Origin of the sequence: Pontibacter cellulosilyticus, from assembly GCF_014306105.1 — a bacterium.
Classification (GTDB): Bacteria; Bacteroidota; Bacteroidia; order Cytophagales; family Hymenobacteraceae; genus Pontibacter; species Pontibacter cellulosilyticus.
Genome location: NZ_JACRVF010000001.1, coordinates 220,367 through 239,490 on the forward strand (window position 1 = coordinate 220,367; position 19,124 = coordinate 239,490).

The 19,124-nt window shown below is 44.0% G+C and carries 14 protein-coding genes; 9 read left to right on the plus strand and 5 right to left on the minus strand.

Annotated features, from left to right (window positions below; genetic code table 11):
* Window positions 1-150: 150 nt before the first annotated feature.
* The gene (locus H8S84_RS00910; protein WP_230407008.1) at window positions 151-585 is read left to right on the plus strand and encodes a hypothetical protein; all 435 of its coding nucleotides are present in this window, start codon (window positions 151-153) and stop codon (window positions 583-585) included.
* A 72-nt stretch (window positions 586-657) separates the two neighbouring features.
* Here the strand turns inward: H8S84_RS00910 and H8S84_RS00915 are convergent, their stop codons facing one another.
* Window positions 658-1,257: an FKBP-type peptidyl-prolyl cis-trans isomerase gene (locus H8S84_RS00915; RefSeq protein WP_187065396.1), complete on the minus strand. Its 600-nt coding sequence runs from the start codon at window positions 1,255-1,257 to the stop codon at window positions 658-660.
* 939 nt (window positions 1,258-2,196) lie between these two features.
* Between H8S84_RS00915 and H8S84_RS00920 the strand changes: the two genes are divergently transcribed.
* Entirely contained in the window at window positions 2,197-3,753 is a 1,557-nt protein-coding gene (locus H8S84_RS00920; protein ID WP_187065397.1) for an FMN-binding glutamate synthase family protein, read from the plus strand.
* 104 nt (window positions 3,754-3,857) lie between these two features.
* On the opposite strand, the gene H8S84_RS00925 is transcribed toward H8S84_RS00920, so the two are convergent.
* Both H8S84_RS00925 and H8S84_RS00930 read right to left on the minus strand, forming a co-directional pair.
* Complete coding sequence (locus H8S84_RS00925; RefSeq protein ID WP_187065398.1) at window positions 3,858-4,013, minus strand: hypothetical protein; 156 nt, start codon at window positions 4,011-4,013, stop codon at window positions 3,858-3,860.
* Window positions 4,014-4,154: 141 nt separating this feature from the next.
* A complete protein-coding gene (locus H8S84_RS00930; protein ID WP_187065399.1) occupies window positions 4,155-7,541 on the minus strand; it encodes a methylmalonyl-CoA mutase family protein in 3,387 nt (1,128 codons plus the stop codon).
* Between the two features lie 355 nt (window positions 7,542-7,896).
* Here H8S84_RS00930 and H8S84_RS00935 point away from each other — a divergent pair, with 355 nt between their 5' ends.
* The 3 genes from H8S84_RS00935 (at window position 7,897) to H8S84_RS00945 (ending at window position 11,083) form a co-directional block, all read left to right on the plus strand.
* On the plus strand, window positions 7,897-8,628 hold the full coding sequence (locus tag H8S84_RS00935) for a hypothetical protein (protein WP_187065400.1): 732 nt from the start codon (window positions 7,897-7,899) through the stop codon (window positions 8,626-8,628).
* Window positions 8,629-8,891: 263 nt separating this feature from the next.
* Window positions 8,892-9,074 (plus strand): GldL-related protein, encoded by a 183-nt coding sequence (locus H8S84_RS00940; RefSeq protein WP_187065401.1) that lies wholly within the window; start codon window positions 8,892-8,894, stop codon window positions 9,072-9,074.
* A 245-nt stretch (window positions 9,075-9,319) separates the two neighbouring features.
* The gene (locus tag H8S84_RS00945; RefSeq protein WP_187065402.1) at window positions 9,320-11,083 is read left to right on the plus strand and encodes a PQQ-binding-like beta-propeller repeat protein; all 1,764 of its coding nucleotides are present in this window, start codon (window positions 9,320-9,322) and stop codon (window positions 11,081-11,083) included.
* Between the two features lie 80 nt (window positions 11,084-11,163).
* On the opposite strand, the gene H8S84_RS00950 is transcribed toward H8S84_RS00945, so the two are convergent.
* Window positions 11,164-11,331, minus strand: a complete 168-nt coding sequence (locus H8S84_RS00950; RefSeq protein ID WP_187065403.1) for a hypothetical protein — start codon at window positions 11,329-11,331, stop codon at window positions 11,164-11,166.
* A gap of 208 nt (window positions 11,332-11,539) precedes the next feature.
* Between H8S84_RS00950 and lepA the strand changes: the two genes are divergently transcribed.
* The 4 genes from lepA (at window position 11,540) to H8S84_RS00970 (ending at window position 17,348) form a co-directional block, all read left to right on the plus strand.
* Window positions 11,540-13,324, plus strand: coding sequence for a translation elongation factor 4 (gene lepA, locus H8S84_RS00955; RefSeq protein ID WP_187065404.1), 1,785 nt, complete (start codon window positions 11,540-11,542; stop codon window positions 13,322-13,324).
* 139 nt (window positions 13,325-13,463) lie between these two features.
* Entirely contained in the window at window positions 13,464-13,997 is a 534-nt protein-coding gene (locus H8S84_RS00960) for a class IV adenylate cyclase (RefSeq protein ID WP_187065405.1), read from the plus strand.
* Window positions 13,998-14,010: 13 nt separating this feature from the next.
* The gene (locus H8S84_RS00965) at window positions 14,011-14,892 is read left to right on the plus strand and encodes a bifunctional 5,10-methylenetetrahydrofolate dehydrogenase/5,10-methenyltetrahydrofolate cyclohydrolase (RefSeq protein ID WP_187065406.1); all 882 of its coding nucleotides are present in this window, start codon (window positions 14,011-14,013) and stop codon (window positions 14,890-14,892) included.
* 530 nt (window positions 14,893-15,422) lie between these two features.
* Complete coding sequence (locus H8S84_RS00970; protein ID WP_187065407.1) at window positions 15,423-17,348, plus strand: OmpA family protein; 1,926 nt, start codon at window positions 15,423-15,425, stop codon at window positions 17,346-17,348.
* A 367-nt stretch (window positions 17,349-17,715) separates the two neighbouring features.
* On the opposite strand, the gene H8S84_RS00975 is transcribed toward H8S84_RS00970, so the two are convergent.
* Window positions 17,716-19,002: a citrate synthase gene (locus H8S84_RS00975; protein WP_187065408.1), complete on the minus strand. Its 1,287-nt coding sequence runs from the start codon at window positions 19,000-19,002 to the stop codon at window positions 17,716-17,718.
* Between the last annotated feature and the right edge of the window lie 122 nt (window positions 19,003-19,124).

Consider the following 19,124-nt stretch of genomic DNA (forward strand, 5'->3'; position numbering starts at 1 on the left):
TTTGCAGCCCGCTAAGGAGGCGGTAAGCAATCTGATACTTTCGATTTTGCAGTAGTAGCATCTTAGTGAGTTACGTTTTACGTTACACTTGAATCTTTACATATGGTGAGACATGACAATTACGAGTTGAGTGCTTTAAAAGCATATACCTTGCTAGATAGAGGTACATTGCTTAACAGTAAGTTGTTTGTTACCTATAATGAGCAAACAGAAACTCTTGAAATTAAATGGGAGGGATCTGTTAGCTCAAATGAAGTGAGGCAGGGGTATTCTTTGATAATGGAATATGTGCAGCGATATAAGCCTGTAAAATGGCTATTGGATTTTCATAACCGTGATAAGATAAAGCGTACCGATCAGCGTTGGGTTTTTAAGAACTTCTTTCCGGAGGCGCTGCGTATTGTTTCAAATGATGTTTTTGTTGCTGTTATACTTCCAATTGGCTCTTCGCATGAGTTGGTGCAGGAACTTGATGGCGATGAACTGATACAGGAAGATAACTTTATGATCATAAATCACTTTTTGTACCGTGAGGCAGCACAACGTTGGCTGGAGCTTGATAAGAGTGTAAAGGCGGGTGCTTAAAAGTATAAATTGCTATAAACAAAAAGAGCAATGCTGTCCAGGCACTGCTCTTTTTGTTTATAGTTGGGTTTACTACTTTACTGAAAGCAGCTCCACGTCAAAAATCAAAGTTGAGTTTGGTCCTATAACATCGCCTGCACCCTGTGCACCATAAGCCAGACCAGACGGAATGAAAAGTCTCCACTTCGCGCCTTCTTTCATCATCTGCAATGCCTCTGTCCAGCCGGCGATCACACCGTTAACCGGGAAAGTGGCAGGCTGTCCACGCTCATAAGACGAGTCGAAGGTGGTACCGTCGATCAGTGTGCCATGGTAATGCGTGGTTACGGTGTCAGAAGCAGAAGGAGATTTGCCTGTACCTTCTTTCAGCACCATGTACTGCAGGCCGCTTGGTAGTGTTTTTACACCCTCTTTATCTTTGTTTTCAGCCAAAAACGCTTCTCCGGCCTTCTTGTTTTCGCCACCGGCTGCATTTTGCTTCTCAGCCATTTCCTGCTGAAGCGCCATCATTGCCTGCTGCACATCGTTCTGAGTTAAAGAAGATGGTTTTCCTTCCTGTGCTTCTTTAAAACCCATTAAAAATGACTCTGCTTCTACCTCGATGCCTTGCTTCTTAAGGTTAGCTGCCATGTCGCGGCCAATGATGTAGCTGATTTTTTCTTTTAAATCCATAGTTAAGTTTTGGCACATGGACTGTGCCGTCTTTATATAATAAGTATGACAATTAATGCTCAGCTCAAATTTAAGCATTTTGAGCTGAACCACCTGTATTTAATACGAATGTGTGGAAGCTAAGCTATACTTAGATCTGAGAAAGTTAAATAAAGGAAGTAATGCCATAGGAGATGACAGGCTTTAGATCGCATCAAAGCCACACTATATATTTGTGCATAGCCTAAAGTACCCGAACACAAACCTCAGGCATTGTAGCAATACAAATTCTTTACTCCACTGGCTTATAAAGTATGAGCCCTAAAGGTGTAAATCCGGCTTATAAGTATAACTGGTAACCTCTTTCAGCACTGTCTGGTGCAGTACGGTGATTTACTGACCATTTTTTTAATAAAAGGCTAACAGTTGTGCCTAATAGCAGCAGCGACGAAATAGTGGAAATATGCTTCATAACAGCTTGTTTTAAGGAGGTGAGGTTTTGCATTTAAACGGGTTTATTTGGCTAAGGTTATAGGATGCTATATAGTTATCTATATACTTTTTAATGTAGATATGTAATTACGAATTTTCAAAGCGATAGCCTGTTTTTCGGCTACTGATGATGCTGGTAGGTGGATGTGATGGGGCTGGGGTGCAATTGAGAATTATTATACAAAAGGAATGGCAAATGTGTACAAGTTTGTCCTACCTTTGCACAAACATTGACTATGAAGCCATTTAGTTATACTTGTTTGTCATTGTTAGCACCAGCAAGGTCAGGCCTGGTTGCTGCTTCTCATCATGTATCCTTGTGTGATAAGCTAAATGGCTATTGTCTGCACTTCTACACAACTCCGAAGGCCTTTAACGGCTAAACCGGAATTACCTAAAGTATAATCCACGGTAATTCCGGAAAAGCTGGGCAAAGGATCTTTATAATTTTTTCAAATAACTTTATTCATGGCAACAAAAATCAGCGTGAGGCAAACGTTTGTATACGTTTTTGCGACGCTTTATCTGCTGACTTTACTTTTCTCTATTTTTGAGAGACAAACACTGTGGCTATTGTTAGCAATTATACCGTTGCACCTGGTGTACCTGAGCAACATTCGCCAGAACCGCCACACTATTTTGCGCAACTACCCACTGCTGGGTTACCTGCGTTACTTCTTCGAAAGTATACGCCCCGAACTGCGCCAGTACTTCTTTGAGTCGGACCTGGATGGGAAGCCATTCAGCCGCAGACAGCGTTCCATTGTGTACCAGCGCGCCAAAAACGTGCGCCAGACGGTGCCATTCGGGATGCAGGCAAACAGCCAGGAGATCGGCTTTGAGTGGATTGCCCACACTATGTTTCCGGTGCATGTAAAGGAAGAGGACCTGCGTGTAATGGTGGGCAGCAGCAGCTGTAAGCAGCCATACAGTGCCAGTATTTACAACATCTCTGCTATGAGCTATGGCTCGCTCAGCAAAACGGCAGTTACTGCCCTTAGTGCCGGTGCAAAACTTGGCGACTTTGCCCATAATACAGGAGAGGGTGGTGTAAGTCCGTTTCATATTGCAGGGGGCGGAGATCTTATCTGGCAAATTGGCACGGGTTACTTTGGCTGCCGCGATAAAAGCGGTAATTTTTCCGAAAGGCTTTTCCAGGAACAGGTAGCACATCCGCATATAAAGATGGTGGAGATAAAACTGTCGCAGGGAGCTAAGCCGGGTCACGGTGGTATTCTTCCGGCCGCAAAAAACACTCCTGAGATTGCTGCTATACGCAAAGTAGAGCCTTATACTACAGTAGCCTCACCTCCGGCACACTCCGCTTTCAGCGATCAGTTCACATTGCTGCTGTTCATCCAAAAACTGCGTGTGCTGTCAGAAGGTAAGCCAATTGGTATAAAACTGTGTATCGGTAACAAAGAAGAGTTTGAGCAGCTCTGCCGCCAGATGAAGCACAATCAGATCTTCCCGGATTTTATTACAATTGATGGGGCCGAAGGCGGTACAGGAGCCGCGCCGCTGGAGTTCACTGATAGTCTGGGTATGCCGCTTTACGATGCTTTGGCTTATGTGCAGAACATGCTTATAAAGTATGGCCTACGTAACGAGATTAAACTGATAGCAGCCGGAAAGATCATTACGGGTGTCGATATACTTAAAGCGGTATCGCTGGGAGCCGATATCTGCTATAGCGCCAGGGGTATGATGTTCGCCTTAGGTTGTATTCAGGCATTGCAGTGTGATTCGGGTCGTTGCCCGGCAGGTATTGCCACACAGGATAAAAACCTGTATAGCGGTTTGGATGTAGCTGATAAGCGGGTGCGGGTAGCTAATTTCCACGGCATTACAATCAAGTCTACAGTAGAGGTAATGGAGGCCTGCGGCTTTATCTCGCTGCATGATGTGACTCCAGACAAGATATTCAGGAGGGTAGAGCAGGGGCACACGTTAAGCTTTAAGGATATTTATTTTGCTAAGAATAGTGCAGCTAGTGAGATTAGCAAGAATTATATTCTGAACTAGTTATAAGAAAGATTTATTCTCTACGATTCTGAGAAATAAGCGAAGCCCTCTGTTTTACTACGGAGGGCTTTGCTTATTCTTTGTTTCTGATTTTATACTTTAATCTAATAGTATATCTCAGAATCTTCGTCATACAAATCAAAATCTACGTCTTCCTCCTCCAAGTGAGTAGACATGTAGAGGTATGCAACGGCTCCTGCCAATAATAAGGTAGTCCCTATCAAGAATAGTGGAAGCGTATTTTTCTGTTTCTTTTTCATGGCTGTTGGTTCAGGTCTTCCTTATACGTTTTTGCCCCCCTTAGTTGTTATACAGGAACAGGCTAAAATAAAAAGGCCGAGTTGATTAACCCGGCCTTTTTTGTGAAACGCCTTCAAAAGGCATTTTGGTATATATATTACTTACATGTTTCTGCGGTACTGACCGCCTACTTCAAATAAGGCATTGGTGATCTGGCCCAGTGAGCAATACTTCACAGTCTCCATCATCTCCTCGAATATGTTGCCGTTATTAATTGCCACTTGCTGTATGCGCTTCAGCATTTCCGCTGACTTATCTTCATTGCGCTGGTGCAGCGACTGTAGCATAGAGATCTGGTACTGCTTTTCTTCTTCAGTGGCACGGATAACTTCTTGTGGAATTACCGTAGGAGAGCCCTGCGAAGAAAGGAAAGTGTTCACGCCAATGATCGGGTACTCGCCTGTATGCTTCAGGGTCTCGTAGTATAAACTCTCTTCCTGAATCTTACCGCGCTGGTACATAGTTTCCATGGCACCCAACACGCCGCCACGCTCTGTAATGCGGTCAAATTCTACCAGTACAGCTTCTTCCACCAGGTCGGTTAGTTCTTCGATGATGAACGAGCCTTGTAACGGGTTCTCATTTTTCGCCAGACCCAGCTCACGGTTAATAATCAGCTGGATTGCCATCGCACGACGCACAGAAGCTTCTGTAGGTGTGGTAATAGCCTCATCGTAAGCGTTGGTGTGTAGTGAATTACAGTTGTCGTAGATCGCGTAAAGTGCCTGCAACGTAGTACGGATGTCGTTGAAGTCGATCTCCTGCGCATGCAGCGACCGGCCCGATGTCTGGATGTGGTATTTCAACATCTGCGAACGGGCATCCGCGTTATACTTGTGCTTCATGGCCTTCGCCCAGATTCTGCGCGCCACACGACCGATCACGGCATACTCCGGATCGATACCGTTCGAGAAGAAGAAGCTCAGGTTTGGCGCAAACTTGTTAATGTCCATACCGCGGCTCACGTAATACTCTACAAACGTAAAGCCGTTTGCAAGTGTAAAGGCGAGCTGCGAAATCGGGTTGGCGCCGGCTTCAGCAATGTGGTAACCAGAAATAGATACTGAGTAGAAGTTACGTACGTTCTTGTCGATAAAGTATGCCTGCACGTCACCCATCAGACGAAGCGAGAACTCCGTGGAGAAGATACAAGTGTTCTGTGCCTGATCTTCTTTCAGGATGTCCGCCTGCACGGTACCACGAACTGCAGCTAACGTGCGGGTCTTGATAGGCTCGTATACTTCAGCAGGCAGTACCTGGTCGCCGGTTACGCCTAAAAGCATCAAGCCTAAGCCATCGTTGCCTTTTGGCAATTCGCCTTGATAGCGTGGACGCTCTGTGCCTTTCTCTTTATAGATAGCCTCGATCTTCTTATTAATCTCATCTTCCAGGCCATGCTCTTTAATATATAGTTCGCATTGCTGGTCAATGGCCGCATTCATGAAGAAGCCGGTAAGTATAGCCGCCGGTCCGTTGATGGTCATCGAAACCGAGGTCATCGGGTCGGCCAGGTTAAAGCCGGAGTATAATTTCTTGGCATCATCCAGGCAGCAAATGCTTACGCCGGAGTTACCGATCTTACCATAAATATCAGGTCTGAAATCAGGGTCTTCGCCGTAAAGTGTTACCGAGTCAAATGCTGTAGACAAACGCTTAGCTGGCATGCCTAAACTCACGTAGTGGAAACGACGGTTGGTACGCTCCGGTCCACCTTCGCCGGCAAACATACGGGTAGGGTCTTCGCCTTCGCGCTTGAAAGGGAAAACACCTGCTGTGTAAGGGAATTCACCCGGCACATTTTCCTGCAGGTTCCACTTCAATAAGTCACCCCATGCTTCGTAGCGTGGCGTAGAAACTTTGGGTATCTGCAGATGAGAAAGGGACTCCGTATGTGTTTTAATCTTTAGCTCTTTGTCGCGTACTTTAAATACGTAGAACTCATTCTTGTAAGCCTGTACTTTGTCTTTCCAGTTCTCGAGTATCTTCTTGTTTTGTCCATCCAGGTTCAGTTCTACTTCCGCGTAAGCTTCCTCCAATTGCTTCACCAAACGGTCCTTATCAGCAATCTCTATATTTTGAACTGCCTCTATAGACTTCTTAATACCATACAGCTTCTGCGCTACTTCAGCCTGGTCTTTGCTCCATTTGTCGTAGTTGCGGATAGTTTCAGATATCTCAGAAAGATAGCGGGTTCGGGCAGGAGGGATGATGAATACTTTCTCCGACATCTCTTTAGAGGTCTTCAGGTTAGAGTCAAACTCTACGCCTGTTTTTTCAGAGATCTTCGCCATGATAGCGCGGTAAAGGCGGTTCATGCCCGGATCGTTGAACTGCGATGCTATAGTTCCGAAAACCGGAATCTCGTCATCGTTCACGTCCCACAACTGGTGGTTGCGCTTGTATTGTTTCTTCACATCACGAATCGCATCCAGGGCGCCACGCTTGTCGAACTTGTTCAGAGCGATTACATCGGCAAAGTCCAGCATGTCGATCTTCTCGAGCTGCGTGGCGGCACCGTACTCCGGCGTCATCACGTACAGGCTCATATCAGAATGCTCGATGATCTCGGTGTCAGACTGTCCAATACCGGAAGTCTCTAGTATGATCAGGTCGAAATCGGCAGCTTTTACAATGTCTACGGCACCCTGTACATACTTGCTCAGGGCCAGGTTGCTTTGGCGGGTTGCCAGCGAGCGCATGTAAACTCTCTCGTTAGAGATGGAGTTCATACGGATACGGTCACCAAGCAAAGCACCACCGGTTTTGCGCTTCGATGGGTCTACGGAGATGATAGCTATTTTCTTTTCAGGAAAGTCCAGCAGGAAACGGCGCACCAGTTCATCCACTAAAGACGACTTACCGGCACCACCTGTACCTGTTATACCCAACACAGGCGTTTTTACTTCTTTGGCCTGCTCTTTTACTTCATTAAGTATGCTACGCGCCTCCTCCGGAAAATTCTCGGCAGCAGAAATAAGCCTGGCTATCGATTTAGGGTCTTTGTCGCGCAGGTGCTTTGCTTCACCGTTCAGGTCTTTGCCTGTCGGGAAGTCGCACTTCTGCAGCATGTCGTTTATCATACCCTGCAAGCCCATAGCACGTCCATCATCCGGAGAATAAATACGGGCAATACCGTATCCATGCAGTTCTTCGATCTCAGACGGAAGTATAACACCGCCACCGCCACCGAAGATGCAGATATGTCCGCAGCCGCGCTCGTTCAGCAAGTCGTACATATACTTGAAGTACTCCAGGTGCCCACCCTGGTAAGAAGTAATGGCAATAGCTTGCGCATCTTCCTGAATCGCGCAGTCCACTATCTCCTGCACAGAGCGGTTATGGCCCAAATGTATGACTTCTGCTCCGGAGGCCTGAATGATACGACGCATGATGTTTATCGAAGCATCGTGGCCATCGAAAAGAGAAGCGGCTGTCACGATACGGATATGGTTGACAGGCTTATATGGTTCTACTGTAGTAAGTTGCATAGTTTACTAACAAGATTTTTCAAAAATTGATGCGAATATAGGCATTTTTAGCGAGGATTGACAGGGCGTATGAAGCGACTAAAGCCTGAAAACAATCACATTGGTTTAAGTTATGCCCACTAGATTAATCATAAAGGCAACGGTATAACTAACAATTTAGCTGGAAGTTGCTAGTCCAGATGATATAATTAATGTGCTATACTTTGTTTTAGATAAAGTATAAATTTGTGCTGTATTAATGATTCTATTTATGCCAAGTCTTAAAACCTGTACACGGGTTATTTTAAAGTATAGTGCTTCACTGCTTCTAGCTCTATGTTTAGTTAAATCTTCTTTTGCTCAGGAATCTGATACTGTGAAGATAGCAACTGATACGCTGGAGTATAATGATCCCTGGGGGTTCAATTCCAGTATTTTTAACATTAAACCTGAAAGCAAGCCAGTGGAAGGAGACATCAGGAAAAAGAATAATGGTAACGGTACTATAACTTACACTGCTCACCTGCAAAGTGTAACAGAAGATTATCTTATCATAAGTAAGGTGAAGCTTAATAAAATTATGGGTAACGACATGCAAAATATGCAAATACCAGAAAGAAAGGTGAAGGTTAAGCGATATGTAAATAAGGTTGCTTCCATTGACCCTTTAATGGAAATGGATATTCTAAGTGTTACTGCTGATAGTTCGTTAGGTGATCTTGAAATTGATTTAACATATTCTTACAGTCTTATAACTAATGAAGAAAAGGAGGTTGATATACCCAAAAATGGGAGAGACTATGCCTTATACTCCGAAGTAGACACTGTTAAAAAGACAATTACTTATTACCTAAAAAACTTCTCCAGCAAAACGGTAATTTTAAAAAGTGTCACAGAATCACAGGACGTTAGTTACATATTTTTGAGAGATGGAGTTTATGGAACAGGTGAGAATAGCTTTTTCAAGTACAGGATCAAGAAAAGGGATCCCAGGAAGTCTGTTGCTCTCAAGCCTGGTGCGAATCTTATAATCCGTAAAGAAACCTATGCGTACCTAAATTTTTATGAATATGCGGATCTTTCTCTGGAGGTACTATTTAAAAAATAAATTCATAAGGCCAATCAAGATAGATTAATATTAATCGAACATATTGAATTATAGTTAGGGAAGACCAAAGTAAGTTTTAGAGAACCTGATCTGAATGTAACTCAAATTCATTCACTAAATACTTCGTAACATATGTTGTATTATCAGCATCTGTTAAATATCATTGTAAAAATTTCTGATTTCTATTAATGTGCAATCGTGTAAAAACCATTGCATTAGAAAAGAAGTACCGTTTGAATTTCCAACCTTTAAAAATTATACATATGAGATTGAGTGTTTACATTCTTGGAGCCTTCACCGCGATGGTCGTTATTCTGGGCTTTTTGTTTAAAACGATGCACTGGGCTGGTGCAGATATGATGATCGTGCTTGGATGTGCTATAGCAGCCACACTTTATGTGCCTCTGTTTTCAATTTACAAGTACAGAAAAGGCAGAACGGCTTAAATAAATCAACTGCAGCAAAAGCCATCATTTAGTATCTGATTAGATGCTTTATGATGGCTTTTTATTTATTACAGCTTTCATTCCTGTTACCCCTTAATAGGGTGTTTTACTCTGGTCCTATATTAGATTTTTACCACAAAAGGAGTATTGGTGGTAAGTAACCTGTCATTTACCTTTGCGCCTTCAATTTTTCGAAGACAACTTATACTTTTCCTAATAGCTTTTATTCACCCTAATTAATATTTATGAAGAGAATTTTTTACGCATTATTATTCTTTTTGCTGTACACGTATACTTCAGCTAATGCACAGGAATTGTGGTCGGCTAATAGTTCCGGCAGTGTTCTGCAGAAGGATATTAACATTGATGGCAACATACTCATCCTTAAGAGTGGTAGCCTGCATTGCTTGTCTAAGAGCACAGGTAATGAAGTGTGGAGTACTAAAATTGACAAGGCTAAATCTTTCGTCAGGATCAGCAAGTCTACATTGATACAAGTACTAAGCGAAACAGATACTTTCATTATCAATATCACAGACGGTAAAATATTATATAATTCCATCGAGGCAAAACATGCATCTCCTAGGATAAGGTACTCCTCTAATAGACTATTAGTGTGGGCAAGTGGCAGCAATTTGACCGAAGCAATTCTGCTGGATAAAGTTTCTGGCGAGGTGTTGTCGAAAACTAAGATTGCAGACGGTGTTGCAAAGGAATTAGATACTTTTTTACAGCCAAACGGTGATTTTATTGTTTTTTCAACTTTTGGTGTGTCATATATAACTGCTTCTGGTAAGCTAAACTACAACACGCCACTTAAAATAGCTGAAAGTGCAAAGCAGTTAGCAGCATATTATACTCCTACTCTCAAGATGTTCCCTACAGCTAACCCAGATCATAAAGCCGTTATTAAAGATGGGTATTTGCTAAACTTGAATATAAAAACAGGTCAGGTTAATGCCGAGACGGAATTAGCTTCAGCCTTGGTAACTTTTGATAACCTGGACGAACAGCAGGTAATTATTGGCGGTCAGATTAAAAAAGACCTTCAATTAGCAGTATATGATAAAAGCACCTGTAAAGAAATAAGAAAAGGAGCTATAAAAGTTGCAAATACAGGCAGTATACTACGCCATCAAAATGATCTTTTTGTAATAAGCACCAGTACAGTTGGAGGTTCTACCATTAAGTTGGTTGATTTTAATACCCTGGCCCTGAAAGCTGACAAAACATACAAAACAGGCGGTCAGTACTTGGGTACTTTATTTAACAGCGAAAAAGGAATTGGTGTAACAAGTGCTTATAGTATAAACTACTTTAACCCCACAAGCTTCGAGTCTACAGGCGGCACAAAACACTACATACATTCCGGTAAAACAAATCTCGAAGCTGGAGACGATGTATACTTCTTTTCTAATGGATACCTTGGTAAGGTAAACAAAACAAAAGGGGAGGAGACGCTACTTTATAAAGATAAGCTGTCTGTTAAGCTGATGGAGGAAGAGCAGCCGCAACTACAGTTAACAGAAGATGGTATTATTGTGGTTGCTTCGCAGTCTGTTGCCAAAGTTGATTTAAATGGCAATTTGGTTTACAATGAACACTTTGCGCCTCCGGGACCTTCTGCTGGAAGTGTGCTAGGTAATGCACTTTTACTGGCAGCCTCTTCTTACCTGGCTGTAGATGCGCAGGAGAAATCAAACGCTTCAACCAGTGTAAGCAGTAAACAGTATTGGACCAATGAGCAAAAAACTTTTGAGGCTATAGGAGGTGAGTTCGGAAGCAAAATCAGAGAAAGATTTTCCAAATCAGCTAATGCCATGCATTATCAGGTTATACTTACGAAAGGAGATGCAGGCAACTTCAAGCTAATAAAGTTTAATAAACAAACAGGTAAGGTAGACGGCGAACTGCTAGTAGATAGCAGAACACCTGATTACGTATTCGATCCTGTTGAAAGCACTATATACCTATTTACAGCTGATTCTATAAAAGCAAAAAAGATATAAGCTATTAATATTTTCTAACAAGAAGGGGCTGTAAATTCTACAGCCCCTTCTTGTTTTACAGAGAAAGCTCTGCCAGTATATCACTTCTTTATAGCCCCATACAGCACCGGTGTAAAAAAGCTCAGGTTCTCCAGCACGCAGGTCATACTATAAAACTTCTCCAGATCAACATCAGGACTATCGGCTAAAACCTGTAGAAGCTCGTCCAGCGCCTCTCTGAATTTATCGTTAAACTCTTCTTGTGTCATTTAAATAGCTTGTTTTAAGTAGCACAATATAAACCAACTTTCCTGGATTTTAATTTCCATGTAAACCACTGTTGTAGCTGATCCATAGTTATAAGCATGCTGTAAAGTGTAAAAAGTGGTGGAATACGGCATATTTATACTTTAGCAAGCTTAAAATCTTCTGACATGAATAGAAGATTTCTTAACTTTGTTTCTCGTATAGATATTTATGAAGAACATTCGCAATTTCTGCATCATTGCCCACATCGACCACGGTAAGAGCACCCTGGCCGACCGCTTGCTGGAATTTACCCAAACAGTGGCGGAGCGTGAGATGCAAAACCAGCTGCTGGATAATATGGATCTGGAGCGTGAGCGCGGCATTACTATTAAGAGCCATGCCATCCAGATGAACTATAATTACAAAGGAGAAGACTATGTACTAAACCTGATCGACACACCAGGCCACGTAGACTTTTCTTATGAAGTATCCCGCTCTATTGCTGCCTGCGAGGGCGCACTATTGATCGTGGACTCATCGCAGGGTATTGAAGCGCAGACGATTTCTAACTTATACTTAGCCATCGGCAACGACCTAGAGATCATCCCGGTCCTGAACAAGATAGACCTTCCGCATGCCATGCCTGAGGAGGTGTCTGACCAGATCATTGACCTGATTGGTTGCGACAGAGAAGACATCATACATGCCTCAGGTAAAGCAGGTATTGGTATAGAAGACATTCTGAATGCCATCTGCGAGCGTATTCCAGCACCTAAAGGCGATCCTGCTGCCCCATTACAGGCACTTATCTTCGACTCTGTATTTAACTCTTACAGAGGCATCGAAGTATACTTCCGAATCTTTAACGGAACCCTTAAAAAAGGAGAGAAGGTTAAGTTTATTAACACGAGCAAAACCTACGAGGCTGACGAAATTGGTGTGCTGAAGCTAAACCAGGAGCCTCGCCAGGAGATGGCTGCCGGAAACGTGGGCTACCTGATCTCAGGTATTAAAAATGCCAAAGAGGTGAAAGTAGGTGATACCATTACGCACGTAGAACGCCCAGCTGCTGGCATTCAAGGTTTTGAAGATGTGAAGCCGATGGTATTTGCCGGTATTTACCCGGTAGAGACCAGCGAATACGAAGAGTTGCGTGCCTCCATGGAGAAGTTGCAGCTTAACGATGCCTCGTTGGTGTGGGAGCCAGAAACATCTGCTGCCCTTGGGTTCGGTTTCCGTTGCGGTTTCTTAGGTATGCTGCACATGGAGATTGTGCAGGAACGTTTGGAGCGTGAATTCGACATGACCGTTATCACGACGGTGCCATCGGTTCAGTTCCATGTGCATACTACTAAAGGAGCTTTGTTAAAGGTAAGTGCACCATCTGAGATGCCGGAGCCGAATTATATTGACCATGTAGAGGAGCCGTTCATTAAAGCACAGATCATTTCCAAGTCTGAATTTGTCGGCCCGATCATTACGCTTTGTATGGATAAGCGCGGTATTCTGAAGAACCAGACTTATCTTACCAGCGATCGCGTAGAGCTAACTTTTGAAATGCCTCTTGCCGAGATCGTTTTCGACTTTTTCGATAAATTAAAGACTATTTCTCGCGGTTACGCTTCCCTGGATTACGAACTGATAGGTTTCAAGCAGTCGAACATGGTGAAGCTGGACGTGATGCTGAACGGAGAGCCTGTGGATGCCCTGAGCGCTATCGTGCACCGCGATAAGGCTTACGATTGGGGCAAGCGCCTGTGCGAAAAGCTGCGTGAGTTGCTGCCTCGCCAGATGTTCGAGATCGCGATTCAGGCGGCCATTGGCCAGAAGATCATCGCCCGCGAAACCGTTAAAGCCTTACGTAAGAACGTATTGGCCAAGTGCTACGGCGGTGACATCTCGCGTAAACGTAAACTACTCGAGAAGCAGAAAAAAGGAAAGAAACGCATGCGCCAGGTAGGTAACGTGGAAATTCCGCAAGAAGCTTTCTTAGCCGTGCTTAAACTCGACTAAAGTATAACAAGCCCCAACGCGCCGCTGCGCGTTGGGGCTTGTCGCTTATATACATTCTGACAATAGAGCTTTTGACAAAGGAGAAAAGATTTTACGCTTGTTTTGATTGCCTTTTGTCAAATAATCAAGAAAAGAAACATTGTACGCCGATATTACCATAAAAGCCCGTTGCGATAATCCTGCTGAAGTAGAAAGTATACTTCTTGGGTTGAATGCCACCTACCAGGGGCAGGACGTGCAGACAGATACCTACTATGAATCAGAGTATGGCAAGCTGAAGCACCGTCAGGGCAATATCGAGAACGTGCTGATACATTATAACAGAACCCGGCTGGAAGAGGCGCACCAAACAGAAGTGCTGTTGTACCTGAAAAATCCGAGTGCAGCAACTGTTGCAGCGGTGTGCCAGGGCAAGCGAATCCTGGGACAGGTAAAAAAGAGAAGGAAGATATTTTTTATCGATAACGTAAAATTTCACCTGGACCAAATACAAGACTTGGGCACTTTTGTTGAGATAGAAGCCATCGATCTGGAAGGGTCTGTGGGAACAGAAGTGCTGCAGCAGCAATGCGATTATTACAAAGAGATGCTTCAGATACAAGACGAAGATATCATTACCAGTGCCTATACCGATTTACTTCAAATTCAAAAACCCGTAATACCTAATGCTTAACGATACTAAAACTATGACCCTACTAGACGGCAAACAAACATCAGAAACCATTCAGGAGGAAATTGCCCGTGAGGTAGAAGCCATTAGAGCCAAAGGCGGTAAAGTGCCTCACCTTGCAGCAGTGCTGGTGGGCAATGATGGCGGCTCTGTAACTTATGTAAACAACAAGGTACTGGCCTGCGAGCGCATCGGTTTTGGCTCCACTTTGATCCGTTACGAAGACACCATTACCGAAGAGGAACTGCTGGCCAAAATTGATGAACTGAACAACGACGACATGGTTGACGGTTTTATTGTCCAGCTGCCTTTACCGAAACATATCAATACTGAGAGAGTGATCGAGTCAATTGATCCGAAAAAGGATGTGGATGGTTTCCACCCAACAAACGTGGGCCGTATGGTAGCTGGGTTAAATGCTTATCTACCAGCCACACCAGCCGGTATTCTGCAATTGCTGAAGCGCTACGAGATCGACACCGATGGAAAGCACTGTGTAGTAATAGGCCGTAGTAATATAGTTGGTTCTCCGATGAGTATCCTGATGGCAAAGGCTGCTTACCCTGGAAATTCCACCGTTACACTCTGCCACCGCAATACCGTTGATCTGCCATACTATACCCGCCAGGCCGATATCATCATTACCGCAGTAGGAAGGCCAGGTTTGATTACAGAAGATATGGTAAAAGAAGGCGCCGTAGTGATAGACGTTGGTACTACGCGTGTTCCGGACGCTAGCCGCAAATCCGGGTACCGCTTACGTGGCGACGTGGACTTTGACGCAGTAGCCCCCAAATGTAGCTACATTACACCCGTGCCAGGAGGGGTAGGTCCGCTTACAATTGCCATGCTGATGACCAATACCTTGAGAGCAGCTAAAAAGGAAGTATACGGTTAAGTTTTTAAAGCTCTTCACATAGTAAAGCCCTGCCAATCAAATGGCGGGGCTTTCGTTTTATAAGTATAAGTATAAGTATAAGTATAAGTATAAGTATAAGTATAAGTATAAGTATAAGTATAAGTATAGCAGGTTTCGGGTATAATAATTACAGGAACAGAACAGCCTCTAAAATATGTTTATAGAGTAGTATTACTAGCTTTATAGGTTTAGCAGTCTACTTTAGTTGATAGGCTTTGATGATATTGTATTTCAGGCTGTTATAGCCTGTATATACAGTGCCTGTTCAGGCAAACGCTGATGCCGGCAATTGTACTTTTGCAGATGAACTAAAAGTGATTATCTTTAGCTAGCGTGAAGTAGTACGTGTGGTATTTAGCCTGTAAAGTAGGATAGCAAGTAATATCCTGTAGTATAGGTTAATATGATGCGAACTAAATTACCTCACTTTTAGTAAAATGAGTCGAAGCTAACTCAAAATAACAGGTGCGTATACAGGCTCACCCATTGTAGGACATCCAACATACTGTATGTATAAATTACTAATAGTCGCTTTCCTCTTTTTGTCTTCAGCTGCAACTGTGTTAGCGCAGGGGCAAAATTTAAGTACTACCAACTCCAAAGCTGAGAAGCTATACTTTAAAGCAGATGAGTATGCTCGGGCACGTAATTTCAACCGCGCACTCGAAACCTTAGAAGAAGCAACAGAGAAGGATCCCAAGTTTATTGAGGCATACATCAAGGCCGCCAATTTGCATAAGATGATGGGCAACAAGGCAGCAAGTTTTAAGAACCTGCAAAAAGGACTTTCTATAGCTCCTTTCAACCCGGCTTATGCTAACTTCTACTTCGACCTGGCCGATCTGTATATGGAGCAGGGGATGTATGAGGAGGCAAAGCAGAACTTCGGAACGTTTTTGAAGGCAAGTCCTAAAAATCCGAAGCTGGTGGCATGGGCAAGAGAGCAGGTGAAGGTAGCCGACTATGCCATGGAGGCTATGAAAAACCCGGTACCGTTCGATCCTGTACAGATGTCAGGAAGCGTAAATAAATTCGGTCTGCAGTATTTTCCTTATACAACCGCGGATCAGCGCTTCTTCATTTATACTGCGCGTGCCAGTGCAAGGCCCGATCACGACGAGAACATCTTTATTACGGAGCGTGTAAACGGTGAGTGGCAGGTACCGGTATCTATCTCGGAGAATATCAATACAAATGCGAATGAAGGAGCAGCCACCATTTCAGGTGATGGCAAAACGCTTGTGTTTACCTCCTGCAGCCGCCCCGATGGCTTTGGCGACTGCGACCTATACATTTCCTTCCGGACGGGCAGTGAGTGGAGCAAGCCAAAAAACATGGGTATGACCGTAAACTCAAAAGCCTGGGATTCACAGCCTAGCCTTTCAGCAGATGGCCGTACGTTATACTTCACATCTACGCGTGGCGGTGGAGTAGGCAAAGAAGACATCTGGGTTACTTACCTGATCGATGACGGCTCCTGGGTTAAACCAAAGAACATGGGCAAATCGATCAATACAACCGGCCGCGACATGGCGCCTTCCGTGCACATGAGCGGCTCTACATTATACTTTGTAAGCGACGGGCATCTTGGAATGGGCGGCTTGGATGTGTTCAAAGCTAACCTGGATGCCCAGAAGCAATGGAGCGAACCTAAGAATTTAGGATATCCGCTTAACACGCATGCCGACGAAGGTTCACTGTTTATCACACCCGATAACAAAGTAGGCTATTACTCCAGACAGGTAACCACCGATGCAGGCGTGCCTGCTGTACAGCTGTTCCGGTTTGATGTGCCTACAGAGTGGCGCAGCAGTGAGAACAGTACTTATGCGCAGGGAAGAGTGTTTGATGCGACAACTAAAAAACCATTGGCTGCACAAGTGCAACTGTATGATGTAAAAGCTGACTCGCTACTGCAACAAGTTGGGTCTGATAAAGTGTCTGGCGAGTATACAGTAGTGTTAACCGAAGGCAAACAATACGCCCTGTATGTATCGGCACCAAATTACCTGATGAATAGCGTCAGCTTTGATTATACTTCACCTAAAAGCTTGTCGCCGGTAGCCCTTGATGTGTACCTGGAGCCGATAAAGGCAGGTGCAGCCGTGGTTCTGAATAACCTGTTCTTCGATACGGGCAAGTATGACCTGGAGAAAGAGTCAAAAACAGAGCTAAACAAGCTTATCAAATTCATGCAGCTGAACGGCACCGTTAAAATAGAGATTGAAGGCCACACTGACGATGTTGGGGCAGATAAAGACAACCAGGTGCTGTCGGAGAAAAGGGCAAAGTCGGTTGCGGAATACATTACCAGCAACGGCATCAGCAAAGATCGAATCCGCTTCAAAGGATATGGTGAAACGAAACCTGTTAGGCCAAACACATCCGAAGAAAACCGAAAACTGAACCGCCGCATTGAGATGCGGGTGCTGTAGTATAAAGACTCAATAGTAAAAGGGTTGGCAATTTTCTTTGTCAACCCTTTCTATTTATTAGCTTTTAGTTAGCTCGGCATTACCGGGTCCAACTACCCCTTTATCCCCTCCTTATCTAAGGCGGAGAATTTATACTCATATCTTCTCCTGCCATCATAATAGCTAAAGTTGTTCATTATTGTCATTTGGAATATCACATCACTGAAATATTTCACAAATATTGATAGATAAGGATAGTTAACCTTTAGCTACAGTGCATATACTTGAGTTAACAGTAAGGGGCAGGGGTAATTGGAACCGGTAATATAAAAACAACAAAGGCTGACCCGAAGATCAGCCTTTGTTGTTTTCTATAAGCTAATTAGAACTAACGCTGCTCGATTGGAACATAGTTACGTTCTGTTTCGCCAATGTATATCTGGCGTGGACGGCCGATAGGCTCTTTGTTCTCACGCATTTCTTTCCACTGTGCGATCCAGCCTGGCAGACGGCCAAGGGCAAACATCACTGTGAACATATCCGTTGGAATACCTAGCGCACGGTAAATGATACCAGAGTAGAAGTCCACGTTAGGGTACAGCTTACGCTCTACGAAGTATGGATCATTCAGTGCAGCTTCTTCCAGTTCTTTTGCGATCGTCAGGATAGGGTCGTTGATGCCAAGGGCAGACAACACGTCATCCGCAGTTTTCTTGATGATCTTTGCACGAGGGTCAAAGTTCTTGTATACTCTGTGTCCGAAGCCCATCAAACGGAAAGGATCGTCTTTATCTTTTGCTTTTGCAATGTATTTCTTAGAGTCGCCGCCGTCAGATTTAATTGCCTCCAGCATCTCGATTACAGCCTGGTTTGCACCACCATGCAGCGGGCCCCACAGCGCGCTTATACCAGCAGATACAGAAGAGTACAGGCTTGCATTAGCTGAACCTACGAGACGTACCGTAGAAGTAGAGCAGTTCTGCTCGTGATCGGCGTGCAGGATAAGCAGCTTGTTAAGCGCATCTACAACAACTGGGTTTGTCTCATAATCTTCCGTTGGGAAGGCAAACATCATCTGCAGGAAGTTAGAGCAATAGTCTAAGTTGTTCTTAGGGTAGTTAACCGGATGCCCAACTGAGTTTTTATAAGACCAGGCAGCGATAGTTGGCATCTTGGCCATCAGACGGATGATAGAAAGATCCATCTGCTCTTGAGACTGGTTCGGGTTAAGCGACTCAGGGTAAAATGCAGTAAGTGAGCTGATCAGGGCAGAAAGAATGCCCATCGGGTGCGCTGCAGATGGGAAACCATCCAGAATTTTGCGCATATCCTCGTTCACCAGCGTGTGCATTTTAATTTTATTGCTGAAATCTTCAAGCTCCTGTGCGGTAGGCAGAGAACCGTAGATAAGCAGGTAAGCAACCTCTATGAAGTTTGATTTCTCGGCAAGCTGCTCAATAGGATAGCCTCTGTAGCTAAGGATACCTTTCTCACCGTCCAGGAACGTGATAGCACTTGTAGTAGCGCCTGTGTTCTTGTAACCGGAGTCTAATGTGATGTAGCCTGACTGCGCACGAAGTGCGTTGATATCAATAGCCTTCTCATTTTCAGTACCTTCTACAACCGGCAGCTTGTAGGATTGTCCGTCTAAAATTATTTCAGCAATTTCTGACATGTGTATTTTTTGTTTATGTCCGTTGTTGTGTCTCTTAGGAAGCGAAATTATATAATTTTGTTCTAAAAAGAAATTCGTTGTAGGTACAATATTTCAATTTCCCGATGTATTGTAACCATGCG